General features: G+C 66.3%; 17 protein-coding genes and 1 pseudogene. 10 read left to right on the top strand and 8 right to left on the bottom strand.

Annotated elements, in window-relative coordinates; all coding sequences use genetic code 11:
• Window positions 1–20: 20 nt before the first annotated feature.
• Window positions 21–335, bottom strand: coding sequence for a hypothetical protein (locus QH196_RS03295; RefSeq protein ID WP_432279426.1), 315 nt, complete (start codon window positions 333–335; stop codon window positions 21–23).
• A 65-nt stretch (window positions 336–400) separates the two neighbouring features.
• Complete coding sequence (locus QH196_RS03290) at window positions 401–1,582, bottom strand: thiolase family protein (protein WP_280414251.1); 1,182 nt, start codon at window positions 1,580–1,582, stop codon at window positions 401–403.
• A 128-nt stretch (window positions 1,583–1,710) separates the two neighbouring features.
• Between QH196_RS03290 and QH196_RS03285 the strand changes: the two genes are divergently transcribed.
• Entirely contained in the window at window positions 1,711–2,931 is a 1,221-nt protein-coding gene (locus tag QH196_RS03285) for a CaiB/BaiF CoA transferase family protein (protein ID WP_280414250.1), read from the top strand.
• 28 nt (window positions 2,932–2,959) lie between these two features.
• Window positions 2,960–3,112 (top strand): hypothetical protein, encoded by a 153-nt coding sequence (locus tag QH196_RS03280; protein ID WP_280414249.1) that lies wholly within the window; start codon window positions 2,960–2,962, stop codon window positions 3,110–3,112.
• 119 nt (window positions 3,113–3,231) lie between these two features.
• On the opposite strand, the gene QH196_RS03275 is transcribed toward QH196_RS03280, so the two are convergent.
• From QH196_RS03275 to QH196_RS03255, 5 genes are all read right to left on the bottom strand, one after another.
• A complete protein-coding gene (locus QH196_RS03275; RefSeq protein WP_280414248.1) occupies window positions 3,232–4,242 on the bottom strand; it encodes an aromatic ring-hydroxylating oxygenase subunit alpha in 1,011 nt (336 codons plus the stop codon).
• A 128-nt stretch (window positions 4,243–4,370) separates the two neighbouring features.
• Window positions 4,371–5,564 (bottom strand): acyl-CoA dehydrogenase family protein, encoded by a 1,194-nt coding sequence (locus QH196_RS03270; protein WP_280414247.1) that lies wholly within the window; start codon window positions 5,562–5,564, stop codon window positions 4,371–4,373.
• Between the two features lie 15 nt (window positions 5,565–5,579).
• Window positions 5,580–6,626 (bottom strand): acyl-CoA dehydrogenase family protein, encoded by a 1,047-nt coding sequence (locus QH196_RS03265; protein ID WP_280414246.1) that lies wholly within the window; start codon window positions 6,624–6,626, stop codon window positions 5,580–5,582.
• Window positions 6,627–6,654: 28 nt separating this feature from the next.
• On the bottom strand, window positions 6,655–7,488 hold the full coding sequence (locus QH196_RS03260) for an amidohydrolase family protein (protein WP_280414245.1): 834 nt from the start codon (window positions 7,486–7,488) through the stop codon (window positions 6,655–6,657).
• A 4-nt stretch (window positions 7,489–7,492) separates the two neighbouring features.
• The gene (locus QH196_RS03255; RefSeq protein WP_280414244.1) at window positions 7,493–9,115 is read right to left on the bottom strand and encodes an AMP-binding protein; all 1,623 of its coding nucleotides are present in this window, start codon (window positions 9,113–9,115) and stop codon (window positions 7,493–7,495) included.
• A 387-nt stretch (window positions 9,116–9,502) separates the two neighbouring features.
• Here QH196_RS03255 and QH196_RS03250 point away from each other — a divergent pair, with 387 nt between their 5' ends.
• The 4 genes from QH196_RS03250 (at window position 9,503) to QH196_RS03235 (ending at window position 13,700) form a co-directional block, all read left to right on the top strand.
• Window positions 9,503–10,321 carry an enoyl-CoA hydratase/isomerase family protein gene (locus tag QH196_RS03250; RefSeq protein WP_432279425.1) on the top strand — a complete coding sequence of 273 codons (819 nt, stop codon included), beginning with the start codon at window positions 9,503–9,505 and terminating at the stop codon, window positions 10,319–10,321.
• Window positions 10,322–10,589: 268 nt separating this feature from the next.
• Window positions 10,590–12,074: a serine/threonine-protein kinase gene (locus tag QH196_RS03245; protein WP_280414243.1), complete on the top strand. Its 1,485-nt coding sequence runs from the start codon at window positions 10,590–10,592 to the stop codon at window positions 12,072–12,074.
• Complete coding sequence (locus QH196_RS03240) at window positions 12,056–13,192, top strand: BTAD domain-containing putative transcriptional regulator (protein WP_280414242.1); 1,137 nt, start codon at window positions 12,056–12,058, stop codon at window positions 13,190–13,192. The genes QH196_RS03245 and QH196_RS03240 overlap by 19 nt, the downstream gene beginning before the upstream one ends.
• A 112-nt stretch (window positions 13,193–13,304) precedes the next feature.
• On the top strand, window positions 13,305–13,700 hold the full coding sequence (locus QH196_RS03235; RefSeq protein WP_280414241.1) for a peptidoglycan-binding domain-containing protein: 396 nt from the start codon (window positions 13,305–13,307) through the stop codon (window positions 13,698–13,700).
• A 181-nt stretch (window positions 13,701–13,881) separates the two neighbouring features.
• Here the strand turns inward: QH196_RS03235 and QH196_RS03230 are convergent, their stop codons facing one another.
• The gene (locus QH196_RS03230) at window positions 13,882–15,117 is read right to left on the bottom strand and encodes a cytochrome P450 (RefSeq protein WP_280414240.1); all 1,236 of its coding nucleotides are present in this window, start codon (window positions 15,115–15,117) and stop codon (window positions 13,882–13,884) included.
• 157 nt (window positions 15,118–15,274) lie between these two features.
• Here QH196_RS03230 and QH196_RS03225 point away from each other — a divergent pair, with 157 nt between their 5' ends.
• From QH196_RS03225 to QH196_RS03210, 4 genes and pseudogenes are all read left to right on the top strand, one after another.
• Window positions 15,275–16,060 carry a coniferyl-alcohol dehydrogenase gene (locus QH196_RS03225; protein ID WP_280414239.1) on the top strand — a complete coding sequence of 262 codons (786 nt, stop codon included), beginning with the start codon at window positions 15,275–15,277 and terminating at the stop codon, window positions 16,058–16,060.
• Window positions 16,061–16,250: 190 nt separating this feature from the next.
• Window positions 16,251–17,462: a cytochrome P450 gene (locus QH196_RS03220; protein ID WP_280414238.1), complete on the top strand. Its 1,212-nt coding sequence runs from the start codon at window positions 16,251–16,253 to the stop codon at window positions 17,460–17,462.
• On the top strand, window positions 17,449–18,294 hold the full coding sequence (locus QH196_RS03215; RefSeq protein ID WP_280414237.1) for an enoyl-CoA hydratase/isomerase family protein: 846 nt from the start codon (window positions 17,449–17,451) through the stop codon (window positions 18,292–18,294). Before QH196_RS03220 ends, QH196_RS03215 begins: the two co-directional genes overlap by 14 nt.
• Window positions 18,295–18,321: 27 nt before the next feature.
• Window positions 18,322–19,014, top strand: a pseudogene (locus QH196_RS03210) (TetR/AcrR family transcriptional regulator); the annotation flags it as partial.
• Window positions 19,015–19,157: the final 143 nt, after the last annotated feature.

Here is a 19,157-nt window from a genome sequence, read left to right as displayed (position 1 = left end):
TACGGGTTCTCCAGAAGATGCTAGGCCAGGTCCGCGTATTCGTCCGGCGTCCCCAGCCGCTTCGGGAACGGCACCGGCGAGGCGAATATCGACAGGCCCTCTTCGCCGATCAGCTCCATGATCGGCGTCAGCATAGTGCCGGGGACGATACTGTCGAGCCGGACCCCAACCGAGCTGAGATCGCGGGCGCCGGTGAGAGTCAGTTCCGCGGCGGCGTACCGCGCCGCGTTCACCGCGTCTTCGTCCAGCACGTCGGTCCGCACGTGGACGGCCTTGTTGCCCAGCTCGTCGGCCAGATCCTGGGCCTTTTCGCCGGCGACGTCGGCGATGGCCACATCTCGTCCTCGGTCCAGTACCGTCGCCGGATGCCCGGTGCACCCGGCGTGGCGGTGCCGGGATCTCACACCTCGATCACCAGGGCACCGCCCATACCGCCGCCCGCGCACATCGCGGCGACACCGATACCGCCGCCGCGGCGGCGCAGCTCGTAGATCAGCGTGGTCACCATGCGGGCGCCACTGGCCGAGATCGGATGGCCCAGACTGCATCCGCTGCCGGAGAAGTTCACCCGCTCTTCGTCCATCCCGTATTCCCGGCAAGCCGCGATCGGCGTGGACGCGAAGGCTTCGTTGATCTCCCACAGCGCCACATCGCCCACGGCGAGCCCGGCCCGCTCCAGCACTTTGCCGATCACCTTCACCGCACCCAGGCCGGTATCCCGCGGCGCCACCCCGACATTCGCCCAGGCGCGCACGGTCGCCATCACCTCGAGCCCAACGGCTGCGGCGTAGTCGTCACCGACCAGCGCCACCGCGGCACCGGCATCGTTGATTCCACTGCTGTTCCCGGCGGTGATCGAGAAGCCTTCGATCTCGGGATGCAGCACCGGCAACGCGGCCAGGCGCTCGAGTGTGGTGTCACGTCGCGGGTGTTCGTCCACCGCGAAGTCGATGACGGTGCCATCGGCCCGGGTGACCTTCAACGGCACGATCTCGTCCACGAATTTCCCGGCTTCGATGGCGTCACAGGCGCGCTGATGCGACCGTAACGCCCACGCGTCCATCTCCGCCCGGCTGATACCGACCGCTTTCGCGGTGTTCCAGCCCACCGTGACCGACATATCCATGGTGGGGGCGTCGGGGGTTTCCGGGTGCGACGGCGGGATCCAGGGTTCGATGAACTCCATTTCCGGTCCCGAATCCGGTTTACGCCACTTCATCAACGGCGCGGTGGACAGCGACTGCACACCGCCCGCGACGAGGACGCGCTCCATATCGGAACGGATATGCGCGGATGCGTTGGCGATCGCCGTGAGACTGCCGGCACAGTGCCGGTTGACCGCCTGCCCCGGAACGGTTTCCATCCCGCAGGCCACCGCGGCGTGCCGGGCCAGATCGCCACCGCCGTAGTTCAGTTCGGCGAACACCACATCGTCGACCGCGGCGGGATCCAGGCCGGCCCGGCGGACCACCTCCGGCAGCACTGTGGTCGCGAGAGTTTCGGTCGGCACGTTCGCCAGCGCACCTTTGAATGATCGCCCGATCGCTGTCCGGACGGCGCCGACGATGACTGGTTCGGCCATATCTCTCAACCTCTGTTCGAGCCACACCCAGGGTGTAGCGATATACGGAATTTCACTCCTGATGCCTCAACTGTAATAGTTACCGTATAGTACTTCAAGACAGTCGTTCGTTCAGGAAGGGAGCGCCGATGACCGGCTTGCTCAACAGTGTCAGGGTGGTCGAACTGGCCTCGTGGACCTATGTACCCAGCGCGGGTGCCGCGTTGGCGGATTGGGGCGCCGACGTGATCAAGATCGAGGACACCCGTGGCGGCGACCCGTGCCGGAATCTCGTGGTCGGGGGACTGACGGTCGACGATTCGCCGGTGCAGGCGAGTTTCATGATGGAGATCGGTAACCACGGCAAGCGCAGTATCGGCGTGGATATCAAATCCGAACTCGGCCGGGAGATCCTGGCGAAGCTGCTCGCGGGGGCCGATGTCTTCCTCACCAATTGGCTGCCGGGACCGCTCGAACGCGCGGGTCTCACCGTCGAGCACCTGCGCGAGCTGAACCCCGCCCTGATCATCGCCCGGGGCAGTGGCCACGGCAGCCGCGGCCCGGAGAAGGACCGCGGCGGCTTCGACGGGGCCAGCTACCTTGCGCGGGCCGGCGTCGCGTACGCGCTGAGCCCACCGGACACCGAGTACCCGGTGGCCCAGGGACCCGCCTTCGGCGATCTCCAAGGGGGGATCACCCTGGCCGGCGGTGTGACAGCGGCACTGTTCCACCGCGAGCGAACCGGGCACGCACCGATCGTGGACAGTTCACTGCTCGCCCAGGGCATGTGGGCCGTGGCCCCGGATATCTCGGCCGCCGACTACTACAGTATCGACCGGATTCCCGCCGGTCCGGCGGGTACAGCGCTGAATCCGGCCGTCAACCGCTACCGCACGCGCGACGACCGCTGGGTGCAGCTGATGTTCCTGCAGACCGACCGCTACTGGAAGGGCTTCTGTGACCGGATCGGGCGGCCCGATCTCGGCACCGACGAACGGTTCGTACCACTGGCGAACCTGGTCCTGAACCAGGAAGCGGCCACCACCGAGTTGCGCAAGATCTTCGCCGAACGCGACCTGGCCGAATGGCAGCGGGTCCTGGCCGACGAGCCCGGCGTCTGGTCGACGATCGCCAGCCCGCAGGAAGTCCTCGACGACCCCCAGGTCACGGCGAACGGCTACCTGATGTCCGTGCACGACGACGCCGGCCACAAGTACCGCACCGTCGCCGCCCCGGTGCAGTTCGACGAAACTCCCGCCGCGCCGACCCGGGCGCCGGCCTACGGGGAACACACCGAGACCCTCCTGCTGGAGCTCGGGATGGACTGGGACGAGATCATCGCCGCCAAGGATGCGGGAGCCGTTCTTTGACCGAGCGGCGCGGCGTGCAGCCGGCGCGGTGAGTATCCCGACACTGCTCGAGATGGCGGCCGCCGGAGATCCCGGCCGGACCGCCGCCGTCGCGGACGATTCCGCCCGACACAGCGCGACTCCGCCCTCGATCCGGTCCGAGGCCGTGGCTGCGGTCAGCGGCACAACCGCCGAGTCGTGACCGAATTCGGGGAGCAGCTGCGCCCCGGGGCTGCCCGGCGGCACCGCGACCCCGCGGCGCCCGACCGTGAACAGTTTCGCGTGGCGGATTCGAGCCCAGTCCGTAACCGTGCCCGGCGTTCATGCCGGGCTGCCGGTTTCCACGGGTGGGACGTCGTAGAACTGCTGCGCCCATTTGCGCAGCGACAGATAGGGTTTTGCGTCCCTGGGCGACAGCGGCGGATGTTCTACGTACTTCTGGTACCGCCAGATTCTCAGGTCCTCCCACACCGTGACCAGGAACTGCCGTTCCACCCGCTGCTGGACCTCGGGCGGCGGGACATCGGACTCGTCGCCCGGGTCCTTGGGCCACCAGATCGAGTAGAACAGGTCCGAGCATTCGTCGTCGACCGGTGTGGTCGCGAAGATGAGCCGGTGATCGGACGATCCTTCGAAGGCGCTGATCGAACCACCGAGACCGAACATCTGGGCGTGGATCTTCAAGGCCATCTTGTCCGGATCGCCGCTGCGGGTGTCGGGCCAGCCGGTGAGAAACGACCAGGTATGGCCGTCGGCGCTGTAGTCCAGCATCTGCGGGGTCACGGTGGCGCCGTGGGCGTATTCGAAATGCAGGCTGTCCGGGCCGTTCTCCAGGACCACCTGGGGATGCACCGGCTCCCGCTCGGCCTTACGGGAGAATTCGGGATAGGGACGGTAGTAGCTGTCCGGGTCACTACCGAGGTCGGGGAACATACGCAGGATATCCGGTATCTCCCAGTGCGGTTCCTTCCCTTCGGGATGGTGCCACATGAACACGCAGCCGTTCTGCTCGTTCACCGGGTATACCCGCAACCGCAGGCCCCGATTGACCCGTTCCTCGCCGGGGATCTTTCGGTTGCGCCCGTCCGGGCCCCAGCGCCAGCCGTGGAACGGGCATTCGACGCAATCGCCGACCACCTTGCCGCCGTAGCCGATATGGGCGCCGAGATGACGGCAATGGCCGGTGAGAATATGCAGTTCGCCGGCGTCGTCGCGATAGGCCACCAGGTCTTCGCCGAAATAACGCAGCGGACGTGCCTCGCCGAGAGCGAACTCGGCGGACCAGCCGACCATGAACCAGCCGGTCACTTTCCAGGTGAAGGGAACCTTCACGAGACACCTCCGATGTCTGGGAGATCGACGCGTCACGAAGCGCGGGCAGGCGGTGAAGAAGACGGTGCCGGTGCGCCGGCGCGGTTTCCGGGCATGATCACACGCTCCTTCGTCGGTTTCCGGGACTGTCAGGCGGCCTTCGGCTTCGCAAGCGAGTAGTTGGGCTTCCCCAGGCCGAGTACGTGCTGCGCGATCATGTTGCGGAACACCTCGAGGGTGCCGCCGTAGATACCGCACAGCGGCGCCCAGCGGTAGATGTATTCCGCTCCCCCGTCGTCGGCGGCGCCCTCGGTCTCCACCGGCAGTGCAGCGGCGGGCCCGAGCAGGTCCATCAGATCCGGTGAGATATCGCGCATCGCTTGCGCGATGGCCACCCGGCCGAACATATGCGGCGCGGACAGCGCCGCCTCCATCCGGGCGACACTGCGCCCCAGCCGGTACGCCACCGAAGCGTCATCAAGCAGACGGTTCCCGTCCGGGCGCGGTTGCGCCGCGAGCGCGGCGATCCCGTCGACCGCCACCGCCATCATCGCGCCCTGGTGGGTCATGATCGATACGTCCTGCAGCCCGTCGCCCGCGGCGTCGACCACACCGTGCTCGGTGTTGAGCGGGCCCATCAGCACCGACCAGCCCCCGTTCACCTCACCGAGCCGGTACTTGTCGTCGACCCGGACATCGCTGTAGTAGACGATATTGGTGCGGTCGCCGTCGACGGTGCGGATGCCCTGGATCTCGATACCGGGAGTGTCGAGCGGAACCAGGAACATGGTCAGGCTCTTGTGTTTCCGGGCCTCCGGATCGGTATTGGTGATCAGGAAGACGTACTGGCAGTTGTGCGCGCCGGTGGTGAACATCTTCGAGCCGTTGATCACCCACTGATCCCCGTCCCGTACCGCGCGCGTTTTACAGGTCGCGACATCGGATCCGCCCTCGGGTTCGGTATAGCCGAGGCACAGCCGCACCTCGCCACTGGCCACCCTCGGCAGCACCTCTTCCTGCAGTTCGGGCGAACCGTAGTCGCGCACCGAACCGACCACGATCGCGGTGGTACCCCAGGTCACCCACGGCACCCGGGCGCGCCGCTTCTCCAGATCCCAGATGCGGCGCCGCAACCGGTTCAGCCCGCCGTCGGCCGGTTTGCTCAGTTCCGCCGTCAGCCAGCCCTCGGTGCCCATCGCCAGGTGAACGCCTTCGTCGAAGTTGTCGCCGGTTTCGCGATCCCGGCGCCGGACCTCGTCGGTGACATGGGTGTCGAGGAACGACCTGGCGCGGTCGCGGAATGCCTGGTCCTCGTCGGACAGTTCGACCAGTGAGAAGTCCATCGGTGTACTCCGTTTCTAGCTCTGGGCCGCGGCGAACAGTTCGGCGGTACGTGCCGCGGCGGCCGCGGCATCGCCCCCGGCCAGCGGCCAGCCTTTCGCGCGCAGCAGATACGCACTGGCCGCCGACTCCGCCGCGACACCCAGTCCGCCCTGGACATGGACCGCCATGGTGGCGGCCCGGGGCGCTTCCTCGGCCATGTACACGAACGCGGCCGGCGCGAGGGCCCGCTGGATATCGGGCTCGAATTCGAGGAACCAGGACGCGCGCCTGGCCAGATTGCGTGCCCCTTGCACGGTGATGGCGATATTGGCCAGTGGGTGCGAAATACCCTGCAGCGTGGAGATCGGGACCCCCATCGTGTACCGGGTGGTCGCGAATTCCGCGGCGATACGTAGCGTTTCCTCGACCAGGCCCACCAGCGCCGCCGCCGTCAGGACCCGCCATTCGTCGAGCGCCCGATCGTGCTCCGCGATCGCCTCGGCGCCGGCGGCCAGCACGGTGCGCCGGTCGGCCGCGGCCGGATCGATCCACGCCATCGGCAGCCGGCCGATATTGTCGACGCGGGTCGGCCGGGTATCGAAACCGAGGCGCACGATCTCGTCGCCCTCGCGGATCACGATATGGTCGGCGACCGCACCGGCAGGTATCAGCCGGGCGCCGGCGGCCACCCCGATCCGGGGTTCCAGTCCGACGAGCTCCCGGCCCTCCACGATCGCGGTATCGCCATCGGAATCCAGCGCGCCCAGCCGCGCCAGCAACCGGGACGCACAGACGTGGTCGATCCACGGGACCGGGGCGATGGCACGGCCGAGTTCCTCCGCGACAAGTGTCAGATCGACCAGGGTCGCGCCGTCACCGCCCGCGGATTCGGGCAGCGCCATCGTGGTCGCGCCGGTACCGCACAGCTGTTCCCACAGGTTCTTGTCGAAACCGGTGGCCTCGGCGGCCCGGACGACCTCCAGCTGGCAGCGGGTCTTGAAGAATTTCGCGTAGGTGGCCTGCAATTCGGTCTGGTCCTCGGAAAGGCTGTAGTCCTGGCGGCGCAATTCGTAGCGATCCATTTGCGTGCTCCTTGGTATGGTGCGCGACTCAGTCGTCGGCGGATCGGTCGCCGAAAAAGAATTCCTGCGCGTTGTTGTAGAGGTAGTTGTCGAGGACGTCGCCGGGAAGGTCGAGAGCCTCGGCTTCCGGGATCACGCGGCGCATGGTCAGCACCGGCCAGTCGGATCCGAAGATCACCTTGTCCTTGCCCCGGGTCCGCATGAAGTGGATCAGGCTCTCGGGCAGGCGTTTCGGTGACCAGGCCGAGGTCATCAGCCGCAGATTCCGGTATTTCATGAGCAACCGGATCGCGGTATCCCACCAGGGGTCGGCCCCGTGGATCATGCACAGCCGCAGCTCCGGGAAGCGGTAGCAGACCCGATCGAGATAGATCGGGTTCTGCACCTCGCCGGGAATCGGCGGTCCGGGCAGACCGGTGTTCATGCACAGCGGCAGATCCATTTCCGCGCATTTGTAGTACAGCGGGTAATAGACGGCATCCGTGGGCGGATACTGTCCGTCACCCCAGAAGCTTGCTCCCACAGTGGTGTAGGCGACGGGAAGGTCGCGCACCAGCGCCTCGAGTTCCCGCAGGGCCGACACCGGGTGCAGCAGATCCACACCGTTGACCGCGAGATGGAATCGTTCCGGATGAGCCTCGGCGAATTTCCGTGCGGTCGCCGACGGCTTCTTCATGGAATACATCAGGATGGCTTTTTCGACGCCCTGCTCGTCCATCTCCTCGAGCAGCGCCCCGAGTTCCACCTGCTGGTACAGATTTTTCGGGCCTTTGAAGTAGTCGTCGCGAACCTTCAGCATCCACCCCGGCTGCTCCTGCTCGCCGAAATGCACATTGACCAGGCAGTCGATGACCTTGCGCATGAGGTCAGACCTCGCTTTCTTCCGCGACCGGTACGGTCACGCGCCGGGACGCCCAGCGGTAATCGGGTTTGCCGTTGCCGAGCCGTCTGATCTCGGTGACGAAGATGATCTCCTTGGGCACTTTGAACCCCGCCAGCCGCAATTTGCAGGCTTCGCGCAGCACCAGTTCTGTGATCTCGAGGCCCCCCGAGATACACACGAGGGCTACGACTTCCTGTCCCCACCGCGGGCTCTGCCGCCCGACGACCAGCGCGTCGTGCACGCCGGCCTGGGCCCGCAGTACCTCTTCGACCTCTTCGACGAAGACTTTCTCGCCACCCGTATTCACCACCAGCGAATCCCGGCCCAGCAACCGCAGGGTTCCGTCGGGGGCAAGGGTGGCGCGGTCACCGGGGATGGCCAGGCGGCAGTCGTCGATCACCGGGAAGGTGCGCATCGTCGCCTCCCGATCGTCGAAATAGCCGAGCGGGACGCGACCGGTGCGCGCCGCCCACCCGATCTCGGGGTCGCCGGGCTCCAGGAAGCGGCTGCGATCCTGCGACACCGCGGTACCCCCGGGCATGGGCGCGAACGTATCGACCTCGGCGCCTTTACTGCTACGGCCGAAGCCCATCCCTCCGGTTTCCGAGGAGCCATAGCCTTCGACCACAGTCGCGTGTGGAAGCAGTTCGAGCAGATCGTGCCGGTGCACCGGATTTGTTGCGGCGCCACCCGTTCCGATGGCCATGAGCGAACCCAGGTCGTAGTGCCGCTCCCGCAGCTCGCGGACCAGCGGGCCGGCGTAGGCGTCGCCGACGATGGTCATCAACGCGGCCCGCTCCCGCTGCGCCGCCGTCAGCGCGGTGCGGGCGTCGAACTTTTCCCGATCGTCGTAGAGCAGAATCGTCTGACCGGCGAGCAGACCGGCGAACGACGTCCAGATTCCGGCGGCATGCGACAGCGGGGAGACCGCGAACCAGACGTACCCGGTCGCCGCGACCAATTGCGCCAGCGGTTCCAATGATTCGTGGTCGGCGCCGTTCATCGACGAAACGTACATATCGCCCTGCCGCCACAGCACGCCCTTCGGCCGCCCGGTCGTGCCGCCGGTGCACAGCATCACCACATCGTCCGGGGAGGTCTCGATGACCTCGTCGGCGTCTCCGGCGGCCACGGCATCCTCGAACCGCACCGCACCCGGTTGTTCGTCGACATCACTGCCGTCGTCGACCGAAACTAGCAGCTCCACTCCGGGTGCGGCCGCGGCCACCACCGGCCCGAACGAGCGGTGGTAGACGACGGCGCTCGGCCGGATATAGGCGAGCAGGTCGGCGATCTCGTGCTCGGTGTAGTGGTAGTTGACGTTCACCGGCACGGTCCGCGCCTTCATACAGCCGATCATCACGTCGAGGTACCGGTCGTTGCGCATGATGAGCGCGACCCGGTCCTGGCCGCATTCCCAGCGCTCCAACCCCTCGCGCGGCGTGTGCGCGCCGAGTCCGCGGGAGGCCAGGAAGTTACCGAACCGGCGGGTCAGCAGAGCCGATTCGGCGAAAGTGGTCCGGCGGTCGCCGCAGACGGTCATGGTGCGGTCCCCGGCCGCCGCCGCGACCGCGTCGAAGACAACCGCAATGCTCCACTCGGTCACCGGGCACCTCCGGTCATCGATGCCGCAAGTCCCAGGGGTGTACCGGCAGCACGGCCCCGAAGTATGGGTGGAGGTATCGCCTTCATGGCAGGTCCTCTCATTTCGTCCGGACAGCGCGCCGGCCGAGCCGGGGACGCGCGGGCACTGCCGCGCCTACCTGTCACAACCGAATAGTTGTCCCTACTGTATAGCTATCAGTACAGCTTGGTGCAAGCTTTACCGAAAACCAGACCAGACCACCCCCTGACCCTCGGGAACACTGCTACAGCCACCAGCAGCGCCGACCCGGCCCGACACAACCCACGAAGCTTTACTGACGCAGTTACGGTATGCTCAACGGTATTTACGATAAACCCAGCGGAAGCCCAGGAAGATGCGGGGAGAGCAGTGAGCGATTACACCCAGGCCACGCCCGCAGCGGGAGCGGTCCATCACGACCAGGACGGTCCGGTACTGCGGCTGACCATCGACCGGCCGGCCCGGCGCAATTCGCTGGCGCCGGGCATGCTCACCGAGCTCATCGATGCGCTCACCCGGGCGGCGACCGACGAAAGCCTGCGGGTGGTGCATATCGAGGGCGCCGGCACCGACTTCTGCTCCGGCGTGGACTGGGTGGCCACCAACAGCGACGGCCGCCGTCCCCGCACCGGCGATCTGGTCCGCCGTATCCCGCATACCGCCAACCGGCTGATCGAGCTCGTGCACACCCTCCATCTCCCGGTGGTGTGCACCGTGCGCGGGTGGGCCGCCGGCATGGGCTGCAACTTGGCCCTGGCCGCCGATTTCACCGTCGCCGCCACCGACGCCGTGTTCTGGGAGCCGTTCCTGAGCCGCGGCTTCAGCCCCGATACCGGCTCCACCTGGCTACTCCCCCGGCTCGTGGGGATGGCCCGCGCCAAACGGATGCTGCTGCTCGGCGAGAAGGTCGGCGGCAGCGCGGCGGCGGAGTGGGGACTGATCCACGAGGCCGTCGCACCGGACGAGCTCGAACAGCACAGCGCCGCGCTGGTGAACCGGCTCGCCGCGGCGCCGACGGTCGCACTGGGACTGAGCAAACAGGCCATCCACGACAACCAGGCCGCGAGCCTGCCGCAGGCATTGACACACGAGTTGCTCACACTCGAAGTCGCGTGCAGGTCAGCTGATTTCAAGGAGGGACTGGCCGCCTTCCGGGAGCGCAGGGACCCCGAATTCCGGGGACGCTGACCGTCCGGCGGCGGCGACCGCCGCCTGTCCGGAAACGGAGAGCGCCGCAGGAAAACGCGTATCCACGAGTTCTTGACGATAGGGCCGTGGTGTTCGTAGCGGAATCGTCGTGCGACGGTATCCGGTCGACCACGCGACGGCTCGAGGCCTGATATTCTCTGCGCACAGTTTCAGCACGAAACGTGTTGGCATGGAGTGGAACCGGCGTTACGCGTGCGCCGCAAGATTGCGACCGCGTTGCGGGTGACGGCCGGAGCAGAGGGCGGATGTGGTTCTGCGGATCGGTGTGGAATTCGCGGGTTACCGGATCGACCGGGAATTGGGCCGGGGCGGGATGGGGGTGGTCTACCGTGCCGTACACCCGCGGCTGCCGTCCAAGATGGTGGCGCTCAAGGTGTTCGACCCTGCGCGTGGTGGACCCCGCGGGCTGCACCTGTTCGGACGGGAAGCCGAACTCGTCTGCGGGCTGGCACATCCGAACATCGTGCGGATCAACGACCGGAATGTCACCGACGGGCTGAACTGGATCGAAATGGAGTACGTCGACGGCCCCGACCTTACCGAGATAGTGCGCAATGCGTCCGCTGGACTCGACCCCGACCGCGCTGTTCGCTTCATCGCCGACGCCGCCGCCGGGATCGATCACGCCCACGAGAACAAGGTCGTGCATCGCGATATCAAACCGTCCAACCTGCTGGTTTCCACCATCGACGGCCGGGAACAGGTGCTGGTCGCCGATTTCGGAATCGCCCGCAGTCTCGACGACGAAGCCACGGTCACCGGCGCCGGCCGGCGCGAATACTCGCCGCACTACGTCGCTCCGGAACGTTTCGCCAGTTCGCTGCCGGATCACCGCTCCGATATCTATTCCCTCGGGGCGACGCTGCACCGGTTGCTCACCGGTTCCTACCCATATCCGAACCGCAATGAACGGGAACTGATCGACGCGCATCGCCACGAACCCGCTCCGGTGCCCAGCCTGATCCGCCCAGACCTGCCGAAACGGTTCGACTCCGTCATCGCCAAGGCCATGGCCAAAGACCCCCGCGATCGGTACCAGAGCTGCGCGGAACTGGCCGCCGACGCCCGCGCCGCACTGTCGGGCGAGGTGTCGGCCGCGGTGTACCACCCCGGCCGAGGCGAACCGCCGCCGCTGCCCACGGCACCCGAGCCGGACCGTGCCGACACGGTCACGGGGACGGAAACGGTTGATACTCCGGAAAGCGCTGTTCCTCCTGCCCGAGTCCCTCGCCGACAGTACTGGCTGCTTGCCACCGCTGCGCTCGCCGTGTCCGCGTCGCTCTCCGCCGTCTGGGCATTCTCCGGCGGGGCGGAACCCGATCCGCCGGCTCCCCCGCCTGCTCACACCCCCGAACCGACCGTCACGACTCCCGGCTACCTCACCGATCGTTGTCACTGGACCACCCGGCGTTTCGATAGCGATCGAACCTACGTGGAACTGCCGACAGGTCACGGCTCCCGGGACGAACCGAACTGCATCCTGAATCTCGGCGACCGCAACTTCGCCGTCTCCGTCGTCCAGCGCGCGATCACCCTGTGTCATCACATCCCCGTCGACGAGTCGGGGGTCTACGACTCTACAACCAAGTCCACGATCCAACAGCTACAGGAGGCCGCGGGCGCCGAGGCCGACGGGATCTACGGCCCGAGGACTCGTGCCACTGTTCTGCAGTGGCCGGTGTTCCGGGAAACGGATGGAGGGTTCGCAGGCAGATGCCGGCGTCTGGATTGACCACACCGATACCCATCGATATACGGCTACTCGGTCCGGTGCGACTGCTGGCCGGCGGTCGCCGACTCGATCTGAACGGTCCCCGGACCAATACCGTGCTGGCAGTACTCGCCGTCGAACGCGGAGTCGCGCTGTCGTCGGAAACGCTCGGCGAACGGGTCTGGGACGACCCCCCGCGCAGCTTCCGCAGCAGCCTGCACAACATGATCTCGAGAATCCGCGAGAACCTCCGGAAGGCCGGTGTCTCCGACACAGGCCTGCTCCGTACCGACTCCGATTGCTACCGCCTGGACATCCGCGCCGGCGACTGCGATCTGTACCGCTTCACCGAAGATCGCACCAAAGGCTTGATGGCCCAGAACCGGCGTGAGTACGAGGTCGCGTCGGAATACTTCCGGCGGGCACCGGCCGAGTGGTCCGGGGATCCGCTCGACGGGCTGCCTGCCTCCCGGTTCGTGGACGGCTTCCGGGTGCGCATGCGGGAGGAACGCCGCCAGACGGTGATCGATCGAATCGATATGGAAATCAAGTGCGGCCGGGCCCGGCAAGTCATCGGGGACCTGCGGGCCATGACCGAGGAATCACCCACCGGGGTCGCGGTGTGGTCACGCTATATCACCGCCCTCTACACCGGTGACTGCGCCGACGCCGCCGCCCAGGCCTGCAGAGAGATCCTGAGCCGGCTGCACGACGAGGGCCGGGAGGCGCCGCAGACCCTCCGGACGCTGCAGGAGCGGATCCTGCGGCACGAATCGTTGCCCGGGGTTCCGGATTTCCGGTTCACGGTGCCGGACGACGACCGGCCGACTCTGCAGGAATCGATGTCGGCGATCGCGCTGGCCTGCGGCGACGGCCGGATAATCGCCGTCACCGAGACCGGAGTGAACATCGGCCGCGGCGAAGGTAACGATCTGCGCCTGGCAGATCCGAAGATCAGCCGCCGGCACGCCCGGGTCGAAAGCGACGGCGACCTCGCGCACATCACCGATCTCGGCTCCACCAACGGGGTCTACGTGAACGACCGCCGCATCGGCTCGGCGACTTCGCTCGAACCGGGCGACACCATTCGCGTGGGTTCCACCGTGGTGACGGTGCGCCTCGCCGACTCCGCCCACTGACCATCCAGCCACGTTGGCGTGACGTGAGTGCAACGTTGGCAGCACTGGATACCTTCGTTTTCGCTGCCCGGGAACAGCCGAACAGCGGTTGTCACAGCGGAACGGAGTTCGAATGAACAACAAGATATCCACCATGCACCCGGCCGGCCGCGGGGTTCGAGCACTCGTGGTCGCGGGTATCGCGCTGAGCATCGCGTGCGGTTCGAGCGCGCTCGCTCAGGCCGGGCCGGGGAATGCGAAATCCGCCACCGACGCGCAGATCGCCGAGGAATGCGCGAACACGCGACCTACGCTGTCGCGCGGTTCGACCGGCGACTGCGTCTATATCGTGCAACTGGCCCTCTACAACAGAGGTTTCCGTGGCACGCCGCTGGACGGCATCTACGGTCCCATCACCGAACAGGCCGTGCAGTCGTACCAGGAATCGACAGGGCTCGAGGCCGACGGCATCGTCGGAGGCGGCACCTGGGCCGCACTCATCGACGACTCGGCGCTCCCCGGTTTCTGAACCGGACGGTCACTCCGGCCGTCGGCTCGCCGAATCCGTGGCAGCCGGCGGCCGGCTGAAGTCCGGTATCGCATTTCCCGAGACGGGACCAGGCGGGGCTGGAATCCCTTTCCATCGGTGAGCGCTGCGCGATAATCGGAGGTGGCGGAAAGCTGATCAGCGTGCTGATCGGAGTGGTCGCTCAGGTGAGCGAGTAGCGGATCGGCAGGTGTTTGAGTCCGCCGACGAATGTCGTCGCGATCAATTCGGGCTCACCGGCCAACTCCGCCGATTCCAGCCGCGGCAGTAATTCGGCGAAGAATTTCCCGACCTCCATCCGCGCCAGCGCCGCACCCAGACAGAAATGGACGCCGAACCCGAAGGCCACATGCTTGTTGGGTTCGCGGTGGATATCGAAGCGGAATGGGTCGTCGAAAATGTCTTCGTCGCGATTTGCCGACGCATAGGACAGCAGCAGCGACTCGCCTTCCGCGATCGGCACGCCGTTGACCTCCGCGTCCTGCGCCGCCGTGCGCATGAACGCTTTCACCGGCGTGACCCAGCGGATCATCTCCTCGGTGGCCCGGGGCATCAGACCCAGGTCGGCGGCCAGTTCTTCGCGCTGTGCGGGATGTTCGATAAGAGCCCGCATTCCGCCGGCGATCGTGGCGCTGGTGGTGTCGTGCCCGGCGGTGGCGATGATCGCGTAGTAGGACATGGTCTCGATATCCGAGAGCGGTTCACCGTCGATGGTCGCGTTGGCGATGGCCGAGGCGAGATCGTCGGTCGGGTTCGCGCGCCGGGAATCGGTCAATGTCTTGAAGTAGGCGAACATTTCCGCCAGCGCCGTCATCGTCTCGGTTTCCGACATCGTGCGCTTGTACTCGTCGTCGTCGCTACCGATCAGTTCCTGCGTGAGCTCGAGCATCAGCGGGAAATCGGCTTCGGGAACACCCAGCAGCGACATGATCACGTACAGCGGGTAGTTGACCGCGACCTCTTGGACGAAATCGCATTCCCCGCCCGCGTCACGCATCTGGTCGACGTAGCGCACGGCGAGCTGTTCGATCCGCTCCCCCATGGCGCGCATGGATTTCGGGCTGAACCAGTCCGCGGCGATCGCCCGCACGATCCGATGCTGGGGGTCGTCCATGTGGATCAACGTCTTGATGCCGACCGCGGCCTGCATCTCGTCGGAGGCGGCGGGCATCAGCACCGGCCGCGGCCAGTTCGTGAACACCTGGTTCGCCCGTTCGACGGCCATCACGTCGGCGTGTTTGGTGATCGCCCAGAACGGTTTGTAGGAGGGCACGTCCACCAGCGACACCGGTGCGTTCGCTCGCAGCGAGCTCAGTGCGGCGTGCAATCGCGCCTCATCGGCGTAGGCGGCCGGGTCCGCAAGTACCTTCGCGGCATCGTCGACGATCGGCATGCTCATATGCGGTTCTTCCGTTCCGTATCTTCGTGTTACTCCTGGTCGGACCCGTCGCCCAGGGGCCGGCCCGGCGCGTTGTGTCGCCCACCAGAGTGATTTATAGTCCGGCTTACTGTCAAGCATTCTATAAGTCGTACCGGGCATTGGAGCGGTGGTAGTCATGTCCTCTGAACAACGCAAGATCGTCGTCGTCGGCGCCGGATCGGGTATCGGCGCGGCGACCGCCGAGCACTACCATCGACAGGGCGATTTCGTCCTGGCGGTGGATCTCCGCCCGAACGACACCCCGGCCTCCCGGCATGAACAGTGCGATCTGCGCGATGCCGCGGCGATCGACGGGCTACTGGAACGAATCGGCCACGGCTGGGACGTCCTTGCCTACGTCGCAGGCGTGCCCGGTACCGCGCCGGCCCACGATGTACTGGCGGTGAACTACCTCGGCATGCGGCTGACGACGGAAGGAATGCTCCCGCGCCTGCGCGAGGGCGGCGCGATCGTCACCGTGGCATCGGTGGCCGCACTGGGCTGGCAGCAGCGGGTCGAGGAACTCGCCGGCCTCCTCGATGCGACGGATCCGGAGACGGTCCGCGCCTGGCAGGACGCCCAGGATCCCGCCTATCCGGTGTACAGCACATCGAAACAGGCCGCGATCATCCACGCCAAGCGCCTGGCTCCGGCGGCATGGCAGAAGTACGCGGTGCGAATCAACACAGTGAGCCCCGAGCCCACGGAGACACCGATCCTCACCGATTTCGAGACCAGCATGGGCAAAGATGTACTCGACATGGTCAAGGCCACGGTGGGCCGGCACGCGAGCGTCGACGATATCGTTCCTGTGATCATCTTCCTGGCCTCACCGGCCGCGCGCTGGATCAACGGCCAGGACGTACACGTGGACGGCGGCTTCGTGGCACCGATGGCGGCGGGGGCGCCGATCCAACTCTGATACACCCCCGGGATCCGCCGCCGCGGAACCGATTCGACATCGGCGGTTTCCGGGTTCCGCAACGGGCCACCGAGGATGTCCACCACACCGCCGAAGATTGCTGTTACTGATAAATCGGTTTACTGTATGCATTACAGTAAGTGAAGAATCGCAGATATCACAAGGTCCCGACGACGCTAGAGGTGGAGCTGTGAACAGCCCTGTTCAGGACGAATGGACACCGGCCGGGGACGCCCTCGACCTACGTGACCCCTACCCGTACTTCGCCGCCCGGCGCGCCGAGAGCGGGGTTTCGCACGGGACGGTGATGGACTATTCGAGAACCCCGGAATCGCTGCGCCCCAAGGACAGCTATTCGGCGTTCTCCTACGACGCGGTCAATGCCGCCCTGCGCAACAGTCAGGTGTTCAGCACCGCGCTCTACGATTCCACGATCGGCGTGTTCATGGGGCCGACCATTCTGGCGATGAACGGCGCCCGGCACAAAGCGCACCGGGGCCTGGTCTCGGCGGCGTTCAAACCGCAATCGCTGCTCACCTGGGAGCCCGAAATCGTCCGGCCGATCTGCGATGCGCTCATCGACGAATTCGCCGAACGCGGTGATGCCGATCTGGTCCGCGAGTTCACCTTCGAATTCCCGACCCGCGTGATCGCCCGGCTCCTCGGCCTGCCCGAAGAGGATCTGCCGTTCTTCCGCAAGGCGGCGGTGGCCATCATCAGCTACGCCGGGAACGTGGGGCACGCACTGGAGGCGTCGAAGGACCTGCAGGAGTATTTCCTCGGGCATATCGAACAGCGCCGCAGCAATCCCACCGGCGATATCATCAGCGATCTGGTGACCGCCGAGATCGACGGCGAGAAACTCTCCGATGAGGCGATCTACTCCTTCCTGCGGCTGTTGCTGCCGGCCGGCCTGGAAACCACCTACCGGTCTTCCGGCAATCTGCTCTACCTGCTGCTGAAGCATCCGGACCAATTCGCGGCCGTCCAGGCCGATCGCCGACTGCTCACGCCGGCAATCGAAGAGGGGCTGCGCTACGAAACCCCGCTCACCCTGGTGCAACGGTATGTCACCGAGGACACCGAACTCGACGGCGTCGCGATCCCCCGAGGCGCGGTGCTCGACCTGTGCCTGGGCTCGGCCAACCGGGACGAGAACCGCTGGGACCGCCCGGAGGAATTCGATATCCACCGCCGCCGCATCCCGCACATCAGTTTCACCGCGGGCGCCCATACCTGCCTCGGCCTGCACCTGGCGCGGATGGAGACCCGGGTCGCACTGGACCGCCTGCTCACCCGCCTGACCGGTTTCGAACTGAAAGATGAGGGTGATCCGCATATTTTCGGCCAGCCGTTCCGCTCGCCGAATGCGCTCCCGGTGACCTTCGATGTCGTCGCGTGAATCACGCAGCGGTAGTGGAAAGGACCAGATCGTGACCGATGATCCCGTACTGCTCAGTCAACAGACCGGGCGCGTGCGAACGCTGACGTTCCACCGGCCGCATCGCAAGAACGCCATCTCTCGCGCGATGTGGTCGGCCCTGCGCGACGAACTCCGCGACGTCACCTATGGCGGTGAGGTGGGTGCCGTCGTTCTCACCGGCGCCGGCGGCTCCTTCTGTTCCGGCGCCGATATCGCGGATGCCTCCGGGATGGACGAATTCCCCGATCCCGCCACGGAGATCCGCGCGATCAACGAGGCGGTGCTGCAATTGCACGATTTGCCGGTGCCCACGATCGCGAAGGTGCGCGGTGTCGCGGTCGGCGCCGGTTGGAACCTCGCACTCGGCTGCGATTTCGTTGTCGCGACACCGGAAGCCACGTTCTGCCAGATCTTCACCCGCCGCGCCCTCTCACTGGACTGCGGCGGTTCCTGGCTGCTGCCCAAACTGATCGGGCTCCAGCAGGCCAAGCGGCTCGCGATGTTCGCCGACACCATCGATGCGACGGAAGCCCGGTCACTCGGACTGGTCACCTGGATACGACCCGAGGACACCATCGACGAATTCGTCGACGAGACAGCGGCACGTCTGGCAGCGGGCCCGCCCACCGCCCTCGCCCAAACCAAGTCCCTGCTGAACGGCGGCGCCGACCGCACCATGCGCGAAGCGCTGCTCGGCGAGGGTCACGCCCAGCGAATCAACTTGACCTGCCCCGATGTCCTCGAGGCGTTCGCGGCGTTCAGCGAGAAACGCGATCCGGTGTACACCACCACGCCCGGTGCGGGTGCGTGACCCGGAAGTAAGAAACGAGGTGCCGCTGTGAACAGGAGAGCGACCGGTGTGAAACGCCGGCGGCGGGAGCGTGGCTCGCTGAACCCGGAGGATATCATCAACGGTGCCTTCGAACTCGCCGAGCAGGTCTCGATCGACGGGTTGAGCATGCCGATGCTCGGTAAGCACCTCGATGTGGGAGTCACCAGTATCTACTGGTATTTCCGTAAGAAGGACGATCTGCTCAACGCCATGACCGACCGCGCACTGAGCCGGCACGTCTTCGGCACCCCATTCATCGACCCGGCCGACTGGCGCGACTCGCTGACCCACCACGCCCGCACCATGCGCTACGCCTTCCTCGGCAACCCGATCCTGTGCGATCTGGTGCTCATCCGGTCCGCACTGAGCCCGCCCGCCGCCCGCCTCGGCGCCCGCGGGATGGAACGTGCGGTGGCGGCGCTGGTACAGGCGGGGCTGACCGTCGATCAGGCTTTCGACACCTATTCGGCAGTGAACCTGCACATCCGGGGTTCGGTGGTCCTGCAACGGCTGTACGACAAGAACTCCGAACTGGGCGATTCGGCCCGCGCCTGTTACGAGGAGATCCGGATCGATCCGGAGAAGACTCCGCTGCTGTCCCAGGCGATGTCGAAGGGCCGCAAATCGGGCGCACCGGACGAGCACAACTTCGAATACGGCCTGCAGTGCATCCTCGACCACGTCGCCCGCCTGATCGACGGCGAGCGCTGACCAGGAGCCGCAGTTTGCGAAGGGCCCGAGTTGACCGGCCTGATACCCGTCGCAGCCGAGGCACTGTCATCGTCGGAGAGCCTCCTTGATGCGGCAGGACAGTGCCGGCGTCGGGAGGCTATTGTGGCTGC

Source organism: Nocardia carnea (assembly GCF_029868325.1).
In the GTDB taxonomy this organism is placed as follows: domain Bacteria; phylum Actinomycetota; class Actinomycetes; order Mycobacteriales; family Mycobacteriaceae; genus Nocardia; species Nocardia carnea_C.
The sequence above is the reverse complement of the archived record's forward strand: the minus strand, read 5'-3'. Positions and strand labels throughout refer to the sequence as shown.